The organism is Gluconobacter roseus NBRC 3990, from assembly GCF_006538885.1.
Taxonomy (GTDB): Bacteria; Pseudomonadota; Alphaproteobacteria; order Acetobacterales; family Acetobacteraceae; genus Gluconobacter; species Gluconobacter roseus.
In genome coordinates, this window is sequence record NZ_BJLY01000001.1 from 287,606 (window position 1) to 307,596 (window position 19,991).

Sequence of the window (19,991 nt, forward strand, 5' to 3'; positions counted from 1 at the left end):
GCTCCTGTCGGGAAACGTGCCGCGACATGGGGCGATCGGTCTGGTCCTTCGGAAGTGGTGACGGTTTTCCCTGTATCGAAGGGGATCTTGATGAGCACCGCGGAAACGATGATGTCGCAGATGGCGGAAAAAGGGGGCTTCATTGCTGCTCTGGACCAGAGCGGGGGCTCCACGCCCGGTGCGTTGAAGCAGTATGGCATCCCGGAAAGTGACTATTCCGGCGAGAACGAGATGTTCGCGCTCATGCATGAAATGCGGGTGCGGATCATCACGGCGCCTGCGTTTACCGGGGACAAGGTGATCGGGGCCATCCTGTTTGAGCGCACAATGGATGGCGACGTGAACGGCGAGCCTGTCCCGGCCTATCTGTGGCGGGAGCGGGGTGTTGTTCCGTTCGTGAAGATTGACAAGGGGCTGGAAGCGGAGGCGGACGGTGTTCAGCTGATGAAGCCGATGCCGGGGCTGGATGATCTGCTGGAGCGGGCTGTAAAGCTGGGCGTTTATGGGACGAAGGAGCGGTCTACGATCCGTCTGCCTTCTGAAAGCGGGATCCGGGCCGTTGTGCAGCAGCAGTTTGCCGTGGCGGAGCAGGTCCGCAAGCATGGGCTGGTGCCCATCCTTGAGCCGGAAGTGCTCATCAAGAGCCCGGACAAGAAAGCCTGTGAGCAGCTTTTGCATGACTGTGTTCTGGAAGAGCTTCAGAAGCTTCCCGAAGACGCCCGGATCATGCTGAAGGTGACGATCCCGGAAGTTGCGGATCTGTATGACGATATTGCCCGTGATCCGCGTATGGTCCGGGTTGTGGCGTTGTCTGGCGGGTATCCGCTGGATCAGGCCTGCGAGAAGCTGCGGCACAATCACTGGATGATTGCGAGCTTCTCCCGTGCCCTGATTGGCGATCTGCGGCATCAGATGGATGATGCGCAGTTCGATACGACGCTCGCAGAGGCGATCGACGAGATCTACGAGGCGTCGGTCAACAAGGTCTGAGGCAGGCCTTTGGCCGGATGTCAGGAAATGCTGGCGTCCGGCCGGTTCCACCAGCACTGTTCGGGTGGGCGGGATACGGCGGGCAGATAATGCTGCGGGTTGCCGCCGAGGCGCACGGTGTTGGTCGGGGTTTCTTCCAGTTCGATCTCGTGCACGCGCAGAATATCGCCCTGATCCGCAAGGATGGCGGTTAATTTGGCGAGCATGAGAGCGGCCATAAGCTCGGTTGTCGGATCACCTGGCGTGACGACGATCCGGCTGGCGCGCTCGGGTTCGTTCTCACGGAACCATGCGAGGAGCGGATCGGTTTCCGAAAGTTGGAGTGCGTGATCGAGGCTGTTATCCACGAAATGGTGCCAGCGCGTCTTGGCCTCGGCGAAAGGCAGGATCATGTTCGCATGGCCGTCCAGCCGGGCCTGTTTCGCCGGGCGCAGCGTCACGCGGACATATTCGTTATGGCCGTGCGGGATGGCGCAGCGTTCGCTGGCGCCCGTGATAAGCCGGTGTCCCATGCAGAAGCGACGGGTGAAGACCAGTTCAGCGGTCATGCGGCGCCTCCCTCAGAGCGGTTCTGCTGGTAACGGCGCCAGCCCTCGGCACGCAGATTGCAGGCCGGGCAGGTGCCGCAGCCGTAACCCCAGTCATGCCGGTGCGTGCGGTCGCCCATATAGCAGGAATGACTGTCACGATTGATGACATCTACGAGTTTCTGGCCGCCGAGTTCTTCGGTCAGATCCCAGGTCTGGGCCTTGTCGATCCACATCAGGGGTGTGTGCAGGACGAAGCGCTGGTCCATGCCGAGGTTCAGGGCGACCTGAAGCGCCTTGATCGTGTCGTCCCGGCAGTCTGGATAGCCGGAATAATCGGTTTCGCAGACACCGGTGACGATATGGCGCGCATTGCGGCGGACGGCAAGGGCGGCAGCGAAGGTCAGGAAGATGATATTGCGGCCCGGTACGAAGGTGTTGGGCAGGCCGTTTTCGCTCAGGCCGATCTCGGCCTCGCGGGTCAGGGCCGTTTCGGACAGGGCGCCGAGGGAGGCGAGGTCGATCGTGTGATCTTCGCCGAGGCGTGCTTTCCAGTCCGGCGAAAAGGCAGCCATCTCGTTACGCAGGGTTTCGCGGCATTCGAGTTCGATGGCGTGGCGCTGTCCGTAGGCGTACCCGACCGTTTCGATACGGTCGAAGCGGGAGAGGGCCCAGGCGAGGCAGGTTGCGGAATCCTGACCGCCGGAAAACAGGACAAGAGCAGTGTTGCTGCTGATGGTCATGGTCAGGGGATTCCGATCAGCTTGTGGGTCTGGAGCGACAGGCGCCAGCGCGGATGACGCAGGCAGTAGGCGACGGCGGCCTGTGTGTTGGCGATGCGGTCGGGGCCGTCCATCGGCTGGAGCCAGAAATGACGGAAGGAAAGCTGTTCGAACAGCTCGGGCGGGAGTTCCGGCTGGGGATAGACCAGCTTGAGTTCCGCGCCTTCGGTCTGCACGAGTGTACCGCCCGGTTTGGGGCTGACGCAGACCCAGTCGATTCCCGCGGGGGCCGCGATGGTGCCGTTGGTTTCCACAGCAATCTCGAAGCCGCGGGCCTTTACGGCGGCGATCAGGGCGTCATCGAGCTGGAGCAGGGGTTCGCCGCCCGTGAAGACGACATAGCGCCGGCCGCTGTCATCGGCCGTACCAGTCCAGCAGGCTGCAATAGTATCGGCCAAGGCTTCGGCGGTCTCGAAACGCCCGCCGCCTTCACCGTCCGTGCCGATGAAATCGGTATCACAGAACGTGCAGGCGGCCGTGGCGCGATCCTGCTCGCGGCCCGACCACAGGTTGCAGCCGGCGAAGCGGCAGAACACCGACGCGCGGCCTGTCTGTGCACCCTCGCCCTGGAGGGTCACGAACATTTCCTTCACAGCATATGACATGACCGCAGCATGTCGGCGAGGTTGGCGCCGGATGCAAGGGAAATCATCAACTCGGGTCGATGCAGCGCCACAAGAGGGATGTTTCGGCGGCAGGGGGGATGGGCAGGGCCCGCTTTCATGGTAGGGAGAGCGCATGGAAGACATGAATGCCCGTTCTCCTGTTCTGACGCTTGAGCCCCTTCGGGGCTGGGGGCTTGTCCGCGCCGCCTGGAGTGATCTGAAGGCAGGGCTGCAACTGCTGCCGCTTGCCGTGACGCTCGGCTGGCTGGATATCAAGATGCGGTATCGCGGGTCCATTCTGGGGCCGCTCTGGCTGACGCTGTCCACGGCCGTGATGATCGGTGCGATGGGTGTGGTTTATGGCTATCTGTTCCATACGGATCTGAAAGCCTATCTGCCTTTCCTGTCGCTCTCGCTCGTGCTGTGGGGATATGGCGGGACGGTCGTCAATGATGCCGGAACGGTGTTTACGCAGAATACGTCCCTATTCCATTCGATGCGGATTCCAGTCAGTCTGCCTGTCATGCAGGTAATCGTCAGGAATCTGCTGATCCTGCTTCACAACATGGTTGTTGTCGTTGTCGTATTTGCGATCTTCCATGTCTGGCCGCATGAGATCTGGAGCCTGCTGTTCAGTCTGCCGATCTGGATTTTGGACAGTTTCTGCGTGATCCTGCTGATCGGGATGCTGGGTGCGCGCTTTCGGGACATTGCGCCGATCGTGGCGTCCCTGATGCAGATTTTCTTCTTTGTCACGCCGGTCATCTGGAAGCCGGAACTGATTACGACGGGGCGTAAATATCTGCTGTTCGATCCGTTTTATCCGCTTCTCGAAATCGTCCGCGCGCCTCTCCTGGGGCAGACGGTGGACCCGGTGATCTGGGAGGCCGCTCTCGGGCACAGTGTGCTTCTATGGCTTCTGGCGGCCATCCTGTTCTGCCGGATGCGCTCGCGTATTCCTTACTGGATCTGACGTCATGCCCGGTATTGTTGTCGACCGTCTCTGTATTGATTTTCCGCTGTATCACGGCCAGAGCCGCTCCCTGAAGCGGCAGGTTGGCAAGACGCTGGCCCGGTTTGCACCATCCTCGCCTTCGGCTCATCTGATGCACGATATGCGGGAACGCACCATTGTCAGTGTGCTGCGGGAAATCAGTTTCACACTGCATTCGGGCGAACGGCTGGGGCTGATCGGCAGCAATGGTGCCGGCAAGACGACGCTTCTGCGGGCGCTGGCGGGAATATACGAGCCTGTCGCCGGGCAGGTCCGGCTCAAGGGGACGATGCGGACGCTGCTGGACAGCAGTCTGGGCATGAATCCGGAACTGACCGGACGTGAAAACATCCGTCTCAAGGGACGGTATGAAGGACTGTCCCGCCAGCAGATCGACCGGATCGAGCAGGATGTGCAGGATTTTGCCGAGCTTGGGCCGTATATGGATATGCCGGTCAAGGCTTACAGTGCGGGCATGAGCGTGCGTCTGGCGTTCGGACTTGCGACGGCGTCCTCTCCGCAGATCCTGCTGATGGATGAGTGGTTTCTGGCGGGCGACGGGGTCTTCATGAACAAGGCCAAGGCCCGGCTGGAAGAGCTTGTCGAGCAGGCTGAAATCCTGGTGCTCTCGACCCATCAGCCGGAAATCATGCGGCAGTGGTGCACACGTGTAATCTGGCTTGAGAACGGACATATCCGGATGGATGGTACGCCGGATGAAGTTCTGGACGTCTATCTGGAAGAGGCTGGCTGATTTCTGTTATCAGCCGCCTGAACCAAAACGGGTCAGGGCCCAGTTCGTGCCGAGATACAGGATAATCGTCAGGGCACAGCCTGCTGTCAGGACAAGCCAAAAAGGCAGCCCTGTGCGGAGCAGACGCGGGATCAGCAGAAACATTGGAAGGGATGGAAGCACGTACCAGAACGTTGCTTCGGCGTGCCGGCTCATGATGAGACGGTCAGGTTTTTCCATCCAGAGCCAGATCATGCCCAAGACCGAGACCAGAGGCAGGGACGCAATCAGGGCTCCGGCTGCGGGATAGCGACGGGCGACGCCTGAAGCCGCTGCGATCAGAAGCCCCGAAATCAGACATTTCAGAATGAAGAAAACCATACGCTTACCTAAGGTAAGCCATCGTTTTCGGGAATTATTTTCTGGGAGAAAGTGGCCAACTCCTCAAGGGGAGTGGCGCGAGTGACGGGGCTCGAACCCGCGACCTCCGGCGTGACAGGCCGGCGCTCTAACCAACTGAGCTACACCCGCAAGGTTGCTTTTCAGCATCCTGGGGCCTTCCGTTTGGAAGCTGTTTGGCTTCCTCTCGGTCGGTGGCGGTGATGTATCAGCCTGCCCGGGGGGTGGCAATAGGGGATTTGGAAAAAAATGCGATTTGAGTTGAAAAAACTGTCTTGCCCGCTGCTGGAAGACTGTGTCCCTTGTAACGAAACGATACGTGGAGGCGGGTATGAGGCTCGGTCGACTGGGGGCGCTGCTGGTAACGGGAGCGCTGCTTACCGGATGTCAAAGCGGACCGCGTCAGTGCAAGCTGATTGTAAGTGGGGACATGCCCATCCTGAATGACTGGGGCAGTCCGATCGTCCGGGCTTCGATCAATGGGCATCCTGTCGCGCTTGTCATTGATACAGGTGCATTTTCTACGACGATCGGACAGAGTTTCATCGAACCACTTGGTCTGAATGATACGGGCGGATCCGTGTTCGTGCGCGGTGTGGGAGGCGCGGATTACGGGCGTGTCGTGACGATCGACACACTGGATATGGGAAGTTCCAAGGCACGCAATGTTGCGGTTGCAGGGGTTGGTAAATTTACCAGGCAGATTGCCGGCCTTCCGATTGTAGGACTGTTCGGACGCGATTTTCTGGGACGGTATGATACCGTCGTGGATATGCCGGGGCACCGGGTGCGCCTGGTCGAGACGGAAGACTGTGGCACGCCAACCCCCGGGTGGACGGGACGCATTCATGCGGTTCCGATTGATCATCCCTATAACGATGGTCACAGCACTACGCTGAATATCCGGCTGAACGGGCATGTTACGGAAGCAGTTCTGGATACGGGGGCCGCGACAACCCTGATCAGTCGTGATGCGGCCCGCGCTGCAGGTGTCACCCGTGCCATGCTTGAGAAAGATCCGATGACGATCGGATATGGGCTGACACGCGATCCGGTCAAAAATTACGGGCATCATTTTGAGACCCTTCAGGTGGGCGACATCACGTTCCGGGATGTCATGCTGAAGGTCACTGGTGCTCTTCCTGATACGGATGCGTTGCTGGGGGCGGATGTTTTGAAGCACTACCGGATCTGGATCCCACGTGAAGGCAGCCGCATGTTTGTCCAGCATGATGTCGATATTCCTCCTGCGTCTCCCTGAGATTGTCTGAGCGGGCATTAACGGAGTTTCAATCAACTGTTCTCTAGGAAGGAAAGCATCTGGTCGGCTGCGTGTGGCTGCCGGGATGTGATCTGAGTTTCTGGAGGCGGTCTGGCATGTCCGACATACGCGACGTTCCCATGCAAAGGAGTTTCTCTCTGCGCAGGAGGCTGCTTATGGCATTCGTTGTGCCAGTGCTGCTCTGTGTCGGTGGGATCGGGTGGGAACTGACGGCGGGTGGCATGTCTGTCGAAAGTGCCCGGCACTCGGTTTTTCCTGAAATTACGATTGTAGGGCTGTTTCTGGTCGCCATTGTCGTGGCCTATTTCCAGACGGCTGCTTGTGGTGATGAGCTGACTGGTGCCGTCAGGCAGCTGGCCGCCAAGGGAACGCTGCCGCGTAACGTGAGGGAATCCAGCCTCATTCGGTTGCAGGTCATGCTCGGGGAAGCCCGGACAAATTCTGAACGAAGCGAAGTCATGGCGTCGCAGGCGCAGTCTGCTCTGGCGGCTGCCCGGATTGAAGCCGAGGAAGCCCGACAGTCGGCGCAGGACGAGGCAGCCGAGCATGAACGGGTCATTGGTATTCTGGGGAACGCCATCACCGGTCTTCGGGACGGGGAACTGGGATTTCGCCTCGAGGAGGCTCTGCCGGCCCGTTATGAGCGGCTGCGGGAAGATTTCAATGATACGGCTGCGACGTTGCAGAAGGTCATGGTTTCGCTGAACGACAGCATTTCGACCATTTCTTCCGGCTCTGCGGAAATTGCATCTGCAGCAGATGATCTGGCACGTCGGACAGAGCTGCAGGTTGCCCGCCTTGAAGAGACCACAGTTTCGGTCGGGAACGTCACGGAAACCGTTCGCAAGACTGCTGCGGCATCTGTGCATGCAAGCGAAGTGGCCAGCCAGACGCGGGACCGGGCGGAGCGGTCCGGCGAAGTCATGACCGCTGCCACGGCGGCCATGCAGGATATCCAGCAGTCTTCGATCCATATCGCGCAGATCCTCGGGCTGATCGACGATATCGCATTCCAGACAAACCTTCTGGCGCTGAATGCAGGTGTCGAGGCTGCGCGGGCAGGTGACGCCGGCAAAGGGTTTGCTGTCGTGGCCGCTGAGGTGCGTGCTCTCGCCCAGCGCTCCGCAGACGCTGCCAAGGAGATAAAGGGGCTGATTACCTCAAGTACGCAGCAGGTCAGCCGAGGAACTTCCCTGGTCGAAGAAACGGGGATTGCAATGAAATCCATCGTGGAAAACGTCAGCGAAATCAGCGTTCTGATTGGAGAGATCGCGACGGCGGCGCGTAGTCAGGCCAATGATCTGTCGGAAATCAGTGTTGCGGTCAGCCAGATGGACCAGAACACGCAGCAGAATGCCGCGATGGTGGAAGAAGCTACGGCCGCCAGCCACAATCTGAGTGCGGAAGCCAAGGAACTTGTCGGTAGTTTGCAACGGTTTCATCTGCAGGGAAATCAGGATGAAGGCGAGCCGGCTTTTGACGGAGAAGCATCAGACGCAGCGCTTCCGTCTTTGCAGTGGGGCAGCAATTCCTTTCAGACTTCGGATGAAGGATGGGAGGAGTTTCGCTGATGGACGTTCTGGTCCTGCCTGAAATGCTGGATACTGGCTATGCCGTTCCTTTTTCAGAACTCCTTAAAAACGAGGACAAAGGCTTCTGTCTGGATGGGAGCCATGTGGCTCGCGTGGGGGGGCTCTGCTTTCAGTTGATGGTGTCAGCCTATCGTACGGCACAGCAGCAGAATGCCAGCTTTGAAATCAGAAATGCTTCGGATGCCATGAGAGAAAGTCTTCGCATTATGGGGGGAGATTTTCTTCTGACTGCAGGAGAAAAGGCATGAATATTCTGGTGGTTGATGACTCCCGGACCATGCGGGATCTCGTCAGTCGAGAGCTTCGCAAAGACGGTTATGATGTAGAAACGTCAGAAGATGGTGTTGATGCGCTCGACAAGATCGGCAGCTTTTCGCCCGCTGTCATCATAACAGATCTGAACATGCCACGCATGGACGGGCTGGAGCTGACGAAAGCGTTGCGGGCACGGGCAGAGACAAAATATGTCCCGATTATCTTTCTGACGACAGAATCCGGGGACGAGCTTCGTCGTGCCGCGCGGGAAGCTGGAGCGACCGGATGGATTGTGAAGCCGTTTGATGGTCCCAAGCTGCTTGCGGCAGTGAGGCGTGTCAGCTCATGAGCGCAGAAGATTTCTCCGATGATATGGACGCAATCCGGCAGATCTTTTTTGATGAGTGTGACGAGCAGCTTGCCCTTCTCGAAGAAGAACTGACGACACTTGGAGACGAACCGGAGAACGGAGAGAAGATCAATACGATCTTCCGCTGTGTTCATTCCATCAAAGGAGGCGCCGCTGCCTTTGGAATGGACGATCTGGTAAAGTTTTCCCATCTCTTTGAAAGCGTACTCGACCGGTTCAGATCTGGCGCATGTACTGTGGATGCCGATAGCATCGCGACTTTCTTGAAATGCAAGGATGCGCTGTACGACATTGTTGCTGCGTTCAAAAGCGGTGCGCAAAGCTATGAAGTCGATCCCGGCACAACCGCTGAATTGGAGCAATATCTCCATTCGGACGCTCCCGTTGTCGAACCGGAGCCTGAAAATGTCGAAATGGATGATATTTTCGGACTATCCTTTGCTCCCGTTAAAATCGAGATTGATGAGCCCACAGAGCAGCAGTATTCGATTGTCATGACGGTGTCGCCACAGCTCTATGAGCGTGGCGATGACGTGCGGAATATTCTCATTGCTCTTGATGGGCTGGGACAGTGTCAGGTCACGGTAGATATAGATCCTGTTCCTGAACTCGGTGATATTTCACCGTGTCAGAGCTATCTGGTATGGGAAATCCTGCTTTCGACGGCAGAACCGCGCGCGAGTATCGATGAGATTTTCGAGTGGTCTGGTGATGACGTGCATGCGGTTATTACCCGGCTGCCCGATCATGCTGAAGCCGAAGCAGTTGCCGTACCGTCTTCTGCTCCACGGGAGGAAAAGCCGGATCCTCAGGTAAAAAACCCGGTTGAGCGTAAGGATTCTGCGACAGTTCGGGTTGATATCCAGCGGATCGACAAACTTGTCGATCTGATTGGTGAACTGGTGATCAACCAGGGGGCGATCCAGTCACAGATGCGCCGTAACAAGGTTCTGGGAGATTCAATTCTTGGAAATGTGGTGACCGCCCAGGAACAGCTCATTCATGAGCTGCAGGAGAACGTCATCACGATGCGGGCCTATCCGATCAAGACGGTTTTCCAGAAGCTGGGGCGGGTTGTGCGGGAAACGGCCAGACTGACAGGCAAGCAGGTTCGGCTTGTGCTGGAAGGTGAGGATACGGAAGTCGATCGCTCCATTCTGGAAAAGCTGTCTGACCCGCTGACGCATATGGTTCGTAATGCGATTGACCATGGCATTGAGGAAGCAGAGACCAGGGCTCAGGCGGGGAAAGATCCGGAAGGGTTGCTCAGGCTCCGGGCTTTTCAGCGCTCGGGTCGGATCATTGTGGAAATTCAGGATGATGGTGCGGGTCTGGATCCGGACCGGATTTATAAAAAAGCTGTTGAAAAGAAGATTATCGAGCAGGGGCAGAGACTGGATCGTGAAGAGATCTATTCCCTGATTTTTGAACCGGGATTTTCGACGGTCGCAGAAGTCACGGACGTTTCGGGTCGGGGCGTCGGGATGGATGTTGTCAAACAAAGCCTCCAGCAGATCAATGGACGTATTTTCATCAGCTCGGCGAAAGGAAAGGGGACGACTTTTTCAATTTCCCTGCCTTTTACCCTGTCTGTGATTGAAGGAATTATCTTCAAAGCCGAAGGGCAGGATTTTGTTATTCCAGTAAATAATGTTTTGGAAACGATAATCTATGATGCCACGAAGGCCTTTCACATTGGAGAAGGAAAGTATGGCTATCCCTATAGGGATGGCTATCTGTCCGTCATTTATGCGGCGGAAATTCTTGGTTCAGTCCCTGATGGGAAAAGCCAGAAAATATGCTTCGTTATTGAGAACGAAAACGAAGAAAAAACCGCTTTTATTGTAGACAAGATTATAGATCATTCGAGATTTGTCGTGAAGAATCTTGAGGAGAACTATAGAAAGATTTCCTGCTTTTCGACGGCGACAATTCTCGGCGACGGAAATGTGGCTTTCATTCTGGATGTAGAATTTCTCTTTGGCGAGCTTCTGAAGAAAAGAGAAAGTTTGTTGGAGGAGACAGTATAATCATGGAAAAAGCTCTGGTTTTTTCTTTGGGTGATCAGGAATTTTCCGTCCAGATTTCTGCCGTGAAAGAAATCAAGGAATGGGCGCAGGCCACGCCTTTTCCTGCGGCCCCGCCTTTTGTTGAAGGGGTGGTCAATGTCCGCGGAGCCGTGATTCCGCTTGTCGATATGGCACAGATGATGGGCGTTTCTGAAGAGAAGCGCGAAAAGAAAGCCATTATTTTCCTGAAAAACGGCAGTAAAATCATTGGTTTTTCGGTTACGAACGTGACGGATATTTCTGATGTTGATGAAGCGGATTTCAGATCTCTTCCGGAATTATCCAGTGATAATCTCAAATATTTTTCAAACGGAATTCAGTCGCTGGGCGACCGCATGATCTTTTCCGTGAACGTCTCCTCGCTGTTCGAAGGAAGCCTGCAGTGACGGTGATCAACGCACCGGAAGCGGATGCGATTTCGGACGAAAATTTCCAGATCATTGTCAGAATTGCGAAGAGCTACGCTGGAATTGCCCTGTCGGAAAAGAAAAAAAGCCTGGTCTATTCGAGGATTTCCCGTCGGGTCCGGCAGGAGGGATTTGGCTCTTTTGACGCGTATTGTGCTTTTCTGGTGAGTGATGCAGGTGTTGACGAGCGTCAGCATCTGGTTTCGGCATTGACGACGAATGTCACCAGTTTTTATCGCGAAAAACATCATTTTGCGTATCTGGAGCGTCTGCTCCGTCAGAAAATGTACCGTCGTATTGAACGTGGCGAAGAACTCAGGATCTGGTCGGCAGCCTGCTCGAGTGGCGAAGAAGCTTATTCGATCGCCATGACGGTCATGAAGTGTCTGTCCATGGTTCCGGGCCTGAAAGCGAAGATTCTGGCGACGGATATTGATTCCGATATTCTGACCCAGGCCAGAACAGGATGTTATGATTCCTCGGAATCCGAAGCCCTGTTTGATGAAGGAGGGCAGGCATTCTGTCGGCTTGAGGGCGACCGGGTTGTCATGTCTGAAAAGCTGCGGGACATGATCCGTTTCCGGCGGCTCAATCTGGTTGAGCCCTGGCCGTTTTCTTCCCGTTTCCATGCTATTTTCTGTCGGAATGTCGCGATCTATTTTGACCGCGAAACGCAGGACAGGCTGTGGCGCAATCTGGCCGAACGGATTTTCCCGGGTGGGGAGCTTTATCTGGGACATTCGGAGCGCATCGCGCATCCCGAGCGGTTCGGGCTGGAGAGCATCGGCTACAATGCCTATCGTAAGATCTCGTTCGGGGAGACTGACTCTTGAGCGGGACGATACCCCTGACTGTCGTTGTCGTCGATGATTCGCTGACTACGCGTGCCCTGATCACGGCCGCACTCAAACGTGACGGCCGGGTCAAAGTTGTGGGAACGGCCAGCACGCCTTTTGAGGCGCGGGACCTGATCGTGCGTTTAAATCCGGATGTGCTCACGCTCGATTTCGAAATGCCGTCCATGAACGGGCTGCAGTTTCTTGAGAAGATCATGAGGTTGCGCCCGATGCCGGTCGTGATGGTGTCGGGTCATCTGGCCAGTCGAAAAGGGCTGGTTGAACAGGCGCTCCGGATGGGGGCAGCCGAATGGTATTCGAAAGTGGCCCCTGAGGGCGGGACGGATCCGTTTGCAGGGCTGGGCGATGCGATTGTTCGGGCGGCAGACACGAAATCGCTGCCTCCCGTCGCAGTGGTGAGTCCGGAAGACAGGACCGTTGCTGTCGCGAAAACCGGTGTGGTTGTCGGAATTGGTGCATCGACTGGAGGGGTGGAAGCCCTGACGGAAGTCCTGGAGCATTTCCCCGAGGACTGCCCGGCGACGGTCATCGTCCAGCATATGCCCCGGCAGTTTTCGGAGAGCTTTGCCCGTCGTCTGAACCGGATCGTAAAGCCTGAGGTCAGACTGGCCGAGGACGGCGATGTTCTGCAGGCGGGTCGGGTTTATGTCGCATCAGGTGGGGAGCGCCATCTGCGCGTCAGGCCGGGAGCCCGGCGTGGCGAGTATATCTGCCAGCTGATTGCTGCGCCGCCCGTCAATGGTCATCGGCCATCGGTGGACGAACTTTTTTATTCTCTGGCCAAGACGGTCGGAAAGAATGCTGTGGGAGTGATCCTGACCGGGATGGAATGTGACGGGGCGCAGGGGCTTTTGGCCATGCGGCATGCCGGTGCATCCACGATCGGTCAGGACCGGGCCAGTTCGGTCATCTACGGCATGCCAAGAGCTGCGTTCGAACTGGGTGCGGTCGAAACGCAGCTTCCCCTTTCCGCCATTGGCCAGGCCATTCTCAATCGGTGTGAACGCCGTTCTCTGGAGACGTACCCATGATTTCCGCATCTTCCATGTCTGTTCTTCTGGTCGACGATCAGACATCCATTCGCTCGATCCTGCGGAACACGCTTGTCCAGATCGGGTTTGCCCAGATCGCCGGGGTTCGGAACGGGGTCGAAGCTCTGGAACATCTCAAGAGCAATCCGGTCCACCTGATCATTTCCGATTTCAATATGCCGGATATGGATGGGCTTGAGCTGCTCAAGGCCGTCAGGGGCAATCCGCATACTGCAAAGACAGGTTTCATTATGCTGACCGGACAGGCCAGCAAGGATCTGGTGCAGCAGGCGATTGCAGAAGGGGTGAACAATTTCCTTGCTAAACCTTTTACGGCCAGCTCGCTCAAATCCCGTATTGAAGCCGTTTTCGGGCCGATCTGCAGTGCCTGAGGTACCGGATACTCTCTCGTTAAGTCAGGTTCTGGACGGGATGGGCGTTCAGCTTGCCGTAAGTCTTCAGGACCTGCGCAGGCTGGAAGCAGTCTGTCTGGAGATGTTGCCTGCTGAAAACAGGTCAGAGCTTCAGGGCTTTGACCGGATCATGCAGGTTCTGGGACAGCTGGCGCAGGGTTGCGAGAAGCTCAGTCTCGAAAGTGGCGTGAAGGACCTCCATGTTGGACGGCGCATTGTGGATGAACTGACACTTGAAGAGATGCGTCAGCGTTTGGTGGGGCAGACTTCCCGGTCCTGTGTTGAGCCGGGAGATGTGGAGCTCTTCTGACGGTGCAGCGAAGCGCCGTCAGCTTGGCTGGCTGGCATCGTGGGGATTGGAGCGGATCATGGTGCGCTGTTTCTGCAGGCCGCGAATGATCTGCTCGACATCCTGCGGGCCGAACACAACGCCGACCGGTCCATAGGCCGGATGCTGGAAGGCCAGCATGGAGCCTTCGGTCAGGGCGTCGATCTGCAGGGCCCAGTTTGTCGTATAGACAGGGGTAAAGCGTGCCCCCTCAATCGGTGGGGGCGGGCGTTTTTCGACAAGGCTGGCATGGGCCAGACCGAGACTGGTGATCAGCTGGGAGAGCTGGGCTTCGTCTAGGGAAAGGCTTCCCGAGACACCACTGCCTTCGAGAAAAGTCAGGACGACGGTTTTGCCGTCTTCTGCGCGTGTGACCTGCATGCGTGGCGCTGTCATGATGTCCGACTCCCTGCTGTATTTTGTTGGGATCAGGTAGAAGATCCAGTGTGGTGGAAACCGCCCGCCCATGTCCACCAACCCAGACGTGCGCTCTGTTCACTGAGGATGCGGGCGGCGTTGAGGGCGCTTTCAGGGTTCGGGAAAATGCCGAAGCATGTGGCGCCGGAGCCGCTCATGCGACTGAGCAGGCAGTCTGGAAGGCTTGCGATTGAGGCCAGGACCGTGCCGATCACGGGACACTGGGATAACGCCGGAGCCTGCAGATCGTTCGTGGTGGCGTTCAGATCGGCGACCATGTCCTGCGCGGTGCTCCAGCGTTCCGGAAGAAACGCCTCGGGGCGTTCGACAATGCCACCGCCTGCGGCAAAAGCCCGGAAGACATCCGGGGTCGAGACGCCGACGCCGGGATTGACCAGCAGCAGACCAGCGTCGGGCAGGATCGGGGCGGGGGCGAGGATTTCGCCGATACCCTGCATGCGGGTTGCACGCTGGGCGACGCAGACGGGGACGTCGGCACCCAGCTTTTCGGCAATCGGAAAAAGTGTCGCCTGATCGACATTCCATTCCCGTGCCAGCAGGCGCAGTGTTGCAGCAGCGTCGGCCGAACCACCGCCGATCCCGGAAGAGACGGGAAGGTTTTTCTCCAGTTCCAACCGGAAATTTTCCGTCAGTCCGTTGAACGATGGGCTGGCCTGAACCTGAAGGGCGCGGGCGGCGCGGAGAACGAGGTTCTGGTCGTCTGCTTCCAGACCCTGTCCGAATGGTCCGTTGATCGTGAGCGACATCGTGTCGCTGGGGCCAGCCAGCGTGACGTGGTCGGCTGCGCCTGCGAAAACGGCGAGGCTGTCGAGCAGATGGTAGCCATCGTCACGGCGGCCGGTGATGTGCAGGAACAGATTGATCTTGGCGTGGGCTGTGGCCTGTGCCGTGGTCTGGGTGGAAGCAGTGCTGGGCATCGTCTCTGAAAAGGTCATTGTTTCTGTTCGAAAGCTGCGAGATGGGGACCGCCATTCTGGAGCGCCTGCATTAGAAGAGCGCGGTCCTGCGGCTGGGGACTATCGTCGAGAGCCTGGTTCCACTGGTCCTGTGCTTCGGTATGCCGTCCGAGATACCAATAAGCAACGCCAAGATGGTAGCCGATCTCGGCGTCGGTAGGGGCGTGTTCGGCAGCCTGCACGAGAATGGGCAGCGCGGTTTTGAGGTCTGCACGGTATTTCAGCAGGGCCCAGGCGTAGCTGTCCTGAATGGAGGCGTCAGCGGGCTGGAGATCGACGGCCTTCTTGAGCATGGCGAGGGCGTTCGCCTGATCGGCGTCGTGCTCGATATTGGCATAGCCGACGAAATTGAGAACTTCGGGCTGATCCGGGGCAAGTTCGAGCGCATGCTTCATGTCATCCTGCACCATCGCCCAGTTGCCGCTCTCTTCCGCAGCCATCGCACGGCCCAGCAGGATGGGCCACAGGACTTCCTTGCGGGGCGGGGAGGCCTTGAGCGCGCGGGTATAGAGATCGATGGCCTCGGCATGTCTGCCACGCTGGTCTTCGACCTCGGCAAGCTGGATCAGGAACTCGGGATTGTCCGGGCGCAGGGTCAGGGCGCGATGCAGGGCATCAGCTTCCCGTTCCAGATCGCCTGAGCGCAGGGCGAGATTGACCCGTTCCTGCGCGGCCAGGGCAGCGAGGGGATCGGAGGCAGTGATGCCGTCCAGTTCCTTGAGGCCGCTGTCGATCTGGTTGGCTTCGCGGAAGGTGTCGGCCAGGAAGATACGCGCGATTGTCAGGCTGGGGTCGAGAAAAATGGCCTGTTGCAGGGCGATGATGGCCGGGTCCCGGGGGATGCCGTCCTGCTGGATGGCGTCCGTGACCATCAGGGCGATCTGCAGATTGAGAATGGCGCCGCCAAGGGCCGGGGTGGGAGCCTTGAAGTGTGGCAGGGCCTGCTGGAGCGGACCGATGACGAGGGACGCCAGCGGGGACGTCACCCCAAGAGCGGCGATGGTGTCACTGGCCTCCTTGTGGTGACCGTGTCGTTCAAGCCAGCCGCCATAAAGCTGCGCGTACAGGATCTGGAGCGTCAGCGGATCACCGGACGCATTTCCCGTGCGGTGATAGAGCTGTCCTGCGAGCTGCGGTGTGGGGAGGCGCTCGGCGACCATGGCGGCGTGCAGAAGATAGAGTCTGCGGGTCGCGGGCTGGGCGGCGGCCTGTGCGAGCAGGTTCAGGGCCTTGTCGGTGTGTCCTTCGGCCGCGAGGCTCCAGGCCATGAGAGCGGGGGCCGAGATCGCGACGAGGGGACCGTGATGGGGATTGCGGGTCAGGATGCGGCGCATCTCGGCCCAGTCCTGCCGGGAGAAGGCGTCCTGCGCGAGAATGAGCGTACCGATATCGCTGCCGGAGTCGTGGTCCGGGAGTGCATTGGCCAGTTTGACGGCCTCGGCCTGCTGACCGGCCATTGCGGCATAGCGCAATGCGTCCTGCTGCAACCGAAGATTGTGCGGGGCGAGTGGCAGAGCGTGGGAGAGAGCCAGATTGGCAGCCGGGACGTCGCCGCGCTCCATCATGACGGTGGCGGCCATCATCCAGCCGGTCAGGGAGTGCTCCGGATTGACGGCTGGCAGCAGGGCAGGCGGAACGGCGGCCACAGCGGCTCCCGTCAGGCAGCTGCCCAGCGCAAGAGCGGGAAGCGCCAGACGGAGCGGACGGGAAAAATCCTCGAATGATCTGGGCCAGCCGCGTGTGATCTGCATAATGGACGAAACTCTAGCCCTCTTGGCCCCCCACGCCAACTGGCATCCCTTTCGGGAGCCTGTGACGGAGGGGCGGGAGGCAACCAGAACGGATAGACCATGACGCCCCAGCCAGTCGTGAGCCGGGCCGAACTGCTGGCCGCGCTCCAGCTACAGTATGAATGGGGAGCCGACGAGGCTCTGTGCGAACTGCCGGTGGACCGCCTTTCCGAGGCGCCGCCGCAGCTGCCTCCACGCATGGGGGATGCACAGGAAGCGTCTGCTCGGGGTTCGCAGGATGTGGCTGCGGGGCAGGGGGGCAGGCGTCCAGCCGTGGCGAGAACGGGAGGCGCATCGACAACGGCGGCCCGTCTGCGTGCAGTGGAAGAAGCGACTGATCTTCCGACGTTGATGAAGTTGACGGAGGCGCCTGACGATCTGTTTCTGGCCCGGACCGCGACGCATCGGCTGGAGCCAGTCTTTGTGGAGAACGCGCCTTTTATGCTGATCGGTGAGGCTCCGGATGCGGATGAAGACCGCTCAGGGACGCTTTTTGCAGGGGAAGCGGGCACGCTGCTGGAAAAGATGCTGCGTTCGGTCGGGATGGATCGGGGGCAGATCTCGATGGCGCCGGCTCTGCCCTGGCGTCCTCCGGGTGGGCGCACGCCGAGTGATACGGAGATGCAGGCCTGTCATCCGCTGCTGCTGCGGACAATTGCCCTGTGTCGGCCGCGCTATCTGGTGACGATGGGTGTGACGCCGCTGAAGATGCTGCTGGGGCCGGATGCGGCTGTCGGACGGTTGCGGGGGAAGTGGACGGAGGTTCCGGTTCCCGGGCTTGCGACTCCGGTACCGCTCCTGCCGATGCGGCATCCGCTTCAGCTGCGGGCAAGTGCGGCTGCACGGCGGAATGCCTGGCAGGATCTCCTGATTTTGATGGAGAAACTCCATCCGGGAGAATGAGGACCAATCGGGTACAAATCCTGGCGTTAAAAAACTTCGAGAAAACGTAAAAAAACGCGCGAAGACAGGTGTTTGCCACTGGATTGTTTTGGGGTTGGGTTATATCATTGCCCAGTCCAAGGATGTGCGAAACTTAACAAGTTCTTGCCAATCGTATGCAAAGCAGGTAGCAACCCGCTGCTATGCGAAGGATACCCCCTTTCATTTCAGGCAGTACCGCACGGGCAATGCTCGTCAGCGTGCTGATTCTGGCTGGCGGCTCACTGTCGGCAGCGCGTGCGGAGAGCACACGAAACCTCCCTCCCCAGCCGGAGCGGGTGGGGGATGAAACCGCTTTTGCCGAAGCCCGTCCCGCCCTTGGTGGCGATGGCGTCGTCTCGCTGCCTCATCCACTGACTGCGGCCATGGCCAGCCGTTACCGGCTGATCTTTCAGGCCCAGCGGGAGGGTAATGCCCGTATCGTTCAGGACCAGATGCGTCTGGTGACGGATCATGTCCTGCTGTCGGATGTGCTGGCCGAGCGTTATCTGGCGCCGGGCGCGCATCCGGCTGCCGAACAGCTCCGGTCATGGCTTCATGACTATGCTTCCCAACCCGATGCGGCGAATATTCAGGCGTTGCTTCTGAAGGTTGCGCTTCCGGGGACGGTGCAGCCGCAGTCCTTCATTCGGCCGCTCGCGCCTGATGCGCGGGCTGATGATGTAAAGGGAACGTCTGCACCGGCCGATCCGCTGATGCATGCCTTTGCACGCAATCCGCTGCTGGACCGGACAGTTCAGGAGCGGGTGCAGACAGGCGTGCGTGGTGCGGAAAGTGCGCTGCATCTTGTGGATATTACGCCGGGAATGACGGCGCCTTATGCGGCCCAGCTTTACGGCGAGGTCGCGCTTGGTCTGCTGTCACAGGGCGAGACGCTTCTGGCTCTGCGGCAGGGCAGTGCAGGATTCAGTCGTGGGAACAGCCAGGTGGGCCTGCCGGCCTATGTGGCCGGGCTTGCGGCCTGGCGCGAGGGCCATATCGAGGCGGCTTACGATCTGTTCCAGTCTGCGGCCAATGCTCCTGTTACGGCAATCGAGCTTCGTGCGGCGGCTGCCTTCTGGGCGGCACGTGCCGAGGGCCGTCGTCATGACATGACGGGATATGTGAAGTGGCTGCATCGCGCTGCCATCCATCACGAGACATTCTACGGTATTCTGGCGGCCCAGACGCTTGAGCTTGGGCGTCATGGGCATGCACGTCTGCCGGATGGCGGCGTAGAGGTCACGCTGCATGATCCCGTACCTGTCCTTGCGGAAATCGATGTCGAGGCTGTGGGCGCCCTTCCGCAGGGGCGTCAGCTTTATGCGCTGCTGCAGGTTGGCGAGCGGATGCGGGCCGAGAACCTGATCCGTCGCATGTGGATGGATGTTGCGGCTGACAGTGCGCGGTCCCGTTCCCTTCAGCTTGTGGCTCAGGCCGCGGGTTATGAGGATCTGTCCGAACAGCTCGCCTCTCTCATCATGCATCAGGAAGCGCAGGTGACGAAGCCGACGCCGCTTCCCCTGCCGTCCCTGAAGCCCACCCATGGCTTCCGGATGAATCCGGCGCTGGTTTATGCCCTGACGCGGGTTGAATCCAATTTCGATCCATCCGCGACTTCGGGGGCTGGTGCCCATGGTCTCATGCAGATCCGTCCCGTCACGGCCAGTTTCGTCACCACATCGCACATGACGTATGACGCGCATGGTGTGGCAGTGATCCCGGTGGCGCCGGATATGGTCAACCGTCTGCATAACCCATCCTCCAATCTGGAGATCGGTCAGCTTTACGTCCTGTATCTGGCGACACAGTCGAGCCGGGTTGCAGCTGTCCGTCCGCCTGAGGGTGGGGATCTCGTGCGGGTTCTGGCGTCCTATAACGCAGGACCTGGGGCCATTGCCCGTTGGGAAGGCGCGCAGAAGGCGGATATGCATGATCCACTGTTCTTCATGGAGACGCTCCCCAATGGTGAGACGCGTGATTATGTCCATCGCGCGCTGACCTACACCTGGCTTTATGCGCGTCGTATGGGGCTGCCCTCTCCATCGCTGAAGGCGCTGACGCGGTCTGAGTGGCCGTCTTTCAGGGAAGAACAGGCCATGGCGCATGAGCGTATGGCGCTGAACTGAAGTCTCAGAGTCAAAGAAGCCCCGGTTCAGGCCGGGGCTTTTTTTGTTCTGAAGATTTAAGGCTGTCTGAAAAACTGTGGATCCGCTCACAAGTGGCGAAAGCTGTTGTGAGCGGAACCGGTA

At 58.7% G+C, this 19,991-nt stretch carries 22 protein-coding genes and 1 tRNA gene; 15 read left to right on the forward strand and 8 right to left on the reverse strand.

Annotated elements, in window-relative coordinates:
- Positions 1–90: 90 nt before the first annotated feature.
- On the forward strand, positions 91–990 hold the full coding sequence (locus GRO01_RS01160; RefSeq protein ID WP_062508450.1) for a fructose bisphosphate aldolase: 900 nt from the start codon (positions 91–93) through the stop codon (positions 988–990).
- Between the two features lie 20 nt (positions 991–1,010).
- Here GRO01_RS01160 and GRO01_RS01165 read toward each other — a convergent pair whose 3' ends face one another.
- From GRO01_RS01165 to queE, 3 genes are read right to left on the reverse strand one after another with little or no spacing between them, the layout of a single operon-like run.
- Complete coding sequence (locus GRO01_RS01165; RefSeq protein ID WP_062508455.1) at positions 1,011–1,538, reverse strand: 6-carboxytetrahydropterin synthase; 528 nt, start codon at positions 1,536–1,538, stop codon at positions 1,011–1,013.
- Complete coding sequence (gene queC / locus GRO01_RS01170; protein ID WP_062508458.1) at positions 1,535–2,260, reverse strand: 7-cyano-7-deazaguanine synthase QueC; 726 nt, start codon at positions 2,258–2,260, stop codon at positions 1,535–1,537. Before queC ends, GRO01_RS01165 begins: the two co-directional genes overlap by 4 nt.
- Positions 2,261–2,262: 2 nt before the next feature.
- Complete coding sequence (gene queE / locus GRO01_RS01175) at positions 2,263–2,904, reverse strand: 7-carboxy-7-deazaguanine synthase (RefSeq protein WP_062508460.1); 642 nt, start codon at positions 2,902–2,904, stop codon at positions 2,263–2,265.
- A gap of 133 nt (positions 2,905–3,037) precedes the next feature.
- On the opposite strand from queE, the gene GRO01_RS01180 reads away from it, so the two are divergent.
- Positions 3,038–3,877, forward strand: a complete 840-nt coding sequence (locus GRO01_RS01180) for an ABC transporter permease (protein ID WP_062508465.1) — start codon at positions 3,038–3,040, stop codon at positions 3,875–3,877.
- 4 nt (positions 3,878–3,881) lie between these two features.
- Positions 3,882–4,652, forward strand: a complete 771-nt coding sequence (locus tag GRO01_RS01185; protein ID WP_141306732.1) for an ABC transporter ATP-binding protein — start codon at positions 3,882–3,884, stop codon at positions 4,650–4,652.
- Positions 4,653–4,661: 9 nt separating this feature from the next.
- Here GRO01_RS01185 and GRO01_RS01190 read toward each other — a convergent pair whose 3' ends face one another.
- Together GRO01_RS01190 and GRO01_RS01195 are read right to left on the reverse strand one after the other, a co-directional pair.
- Positions 4,662–5,012 carry a DUF3147 family protein gene (locus GRO01_RS01190; RefSeq protein ID WP_062508468.1) on the reverse strand — a complete coding sequence of 117 codons (351 nt, stop codon included), beginning with the start codon at positions 5,010–5,012 and terminating at the stop codon, positions 4,662–4,664.
- A 73-nt stretch (positions 5,013–5,085) separates the two neighbouring features.
- Positions 5,086–5,162: transfer RNA gene (locus GRO01_RS01195), tRNA-Asp, on the reverse strand.
- Between the two features lie 199 nt (positions 5,163–5,361).
- Here GRO01_RS01195 and GRO01_RS01200 point away from each other — a divergent pair.
- The 10 genes from GRO01_RS01200 (at position 5,362) to GRO01_RS01245 (ending at position 13,616) form a co-directional block, all read left to right on the forward strand.
- Positions 5,362–6,291, forward strand: coding sequence for a retroviral-like aspartic protease family protein (locus tag GRO01_RS01200; protein WP_062508470.1), 930 nt, complete (start codon positions 5,362–5,364; stop codon positions 6,289–6,291).
- 176 nt (positions 6,292–6,467) lie between these two features.
- Entirely contained in the window at positions 6,468–7,883 is a 1,416-nt protein-coding gene (locus GRO01_RS01205) for a methyl-accepting chemotaxis protein (RefSeq protein ID WP_231490178.1), read from the forward strand.
- Positions 7,883–8,152 carry an STAS domain-containing protein gene (locus GRO01_RS01210; protein WP_062508473.1) on the forward strand — a complete coding sequence of 90 codons (270 nt, stop codon included), beginning with the start codon at positions 7,883–7,885 and terminating at the stop codon, positions 8,150–8,152. Before GRO01_RS01205 ends, GRO01_RS01210 begins: the two co-directional genes overlap by 1 nt.
- Positions 8,149–8,508 carry a response regulator gene (locus tag GRO01_RS01215; protein ID WP_062508474.1) on the forward strand — a complete coding sequence of 120 codons (360 nt, stop codon included), beginning with the start codon at positions 8,149–8,151 and terminating at the stop codon, positions 8,506–8,508. Before GRO01_RS01210 ends, GRO01_RS01215 begins: the two co-directional genes overlap by 4 nt.
- Complete coding sequence (locus GRO01_RS01220) at positions 8,505–10,559, forward strand: chemotaxis protein CheA (protein ID WP_062508476.1); 2,055 nt, start codon at positions 8,505–8,507, stop codon at positions 10,557–10,559. Before GRO01_RS01215 ends, GRO01_RS01220 begins: the two co-directional genes overlap by 4 nt.
- A gap of 2 nt (positions 10,560–10,561) precedes the next feature.
- Positions 10,562–10,984, forward strand: coding sequence for a chemotaxis protein CheW (locus tag GRO01_RS01225; RefSeq protein WP_062508478.1), 423 nt, complete (start codon positions 10,562–10,564; stop codon positions 10,982–10,984).
- A complete protein-coding gene (locus GRO01_RS01230; protein WP_062508479.1) occupies positions 10,981–11,838 on the forward strand; it encodes a CheR family methyltransferase in 858 nt (285 codons plus the stop codon). Before GRO01_RS01225 ends, GRO01_RS01230 begins: the two co-directional genes overlap by 4 nt.
- Positions 11,835–12,893 (forward strand): protein-glutamate methylesterase/protein-glutamine glutaminase, encoded by a 1,059-nt coding sequence (locus GRO01_RS01235; RefSeq protein ID WP_062508480.1) that lies wholly within the window; start codon positions 11,835–11,837, stop codon positions 12,891–12,893. The genes GRO01_RS01230 and GRO01_RS01235 overlap by 4 nt, the downstream gene beginning before the upstream one ends.
- Positions 12,890–13,285 (forward strand): response regulator, encoded by a 396-nt coding sequence (locus tag GRO01_RS01240; RefSeq protein ID WP_062508482.1) that lies wholly within the window; start codon positions 12,890–12,892, stop codon positions 13,283–13,285. The genes GRO01_RS01235 and GRO01_RS01240 overlap by 4 nt, the downstream gene beginning before the upstream one ends.
- Complete coding sequence (locus GRO01_RS01245; RefSeq protein ID WP_141306733.1) at positions 13,278–13,616, forward strand: hypothetical protein; 339 nt, start codon at positions 13,278–13,280, stop codon at positions 13,614–13,616. The genes GRO01_RS01240 and GRO01_RS01245 overlap by 8 nt, the downstream gene beginning before the upstream one ends.
- Positions 13,617–13,634: 18 nt before the next feature.
- On the opposite strand, the gene GRO01_RS01250 is transcribed toward GRO01_RS01245, so the two are convergent.
- From GRO01_RS01250 to GRO01_RS01260, 3 genes are read right to left on the reverse strand one after another with little or no spacing between them, the layout of a single operon-like run.
- Positions 13,635–14,015: a hypothetical protein gene (locus tag GRO01_RS01250; protein ID WP_062508523.1), complete on the reverse strand. Its 381-nt coding sequence runs from the start codon at positions 14,013–14,015 to the stop codon at positions 13,635–13,637.
- 47 nt (positions 14,016–14,062) lie between these two features.
- Positions 14,063–15,007: a 4-(cytidine 5'-diphospho)-2-C-methyl-D-erythritol kinase gene (locus GRO01_RS01255; protein WP_083541312.1), complete on the reverse strand. Its 945-nt coding sequence runs from the start codon at positions 15,005–15,007 to the stop codon at positions 14,063–14,065.
- A complete protein-coding gene (locus GRO01_RS01260) occupies positions 15,004–16,779 on the reverse strand; it encodes a tetratricopeptide repeat protein (RefSeq protein ID WP_062508485.1) in 1,776 nt (591 codons plus the stop codon). Before GRO01_RS01260 ends, GRO01_RS01255 begins: the two co-directional genes overlap by 4 nt.
- A gap of 99 nt (positions 16,780–16,878) precedes the next feature.
- Here GRO01_RS01260 and GRO01_RS01265 point away from each other — a divergent pair, with 99 nt between their 5' ends.
- Both GRO01_RS01265 and GRO01_RS01270 read left to right on the forward strand, forming a co-directional pair.
- Positions 16,879–17,721, forward strand: coding sequence for a uracil-DNA glycosylase (locus tag GRO01_RS01265; RefSeq protein WP_062508487.1), 843 nt, complete (start codon positions 16,879–16,881; stop codon positions 17,719–17,721).
- A 182-nt stretch (positions 17,722–17,903) separates the two neighbouring features.
- The gene (locus tag GRO01_RS01270) at positions 17,904–19,868 is read left to right on the forward strand and encodes a transglycosylase SLT domain-containing protein (protein ID WP_231490182.1); all 1,965 of its coding nucleotides are present in this window, start codon (positions 17,904–17,906) and stop codon (positions 19,866–19,868) included.
- The last annotated feature ends 123 nt before the right edge of the window (positions 19,869–19,991 follow it).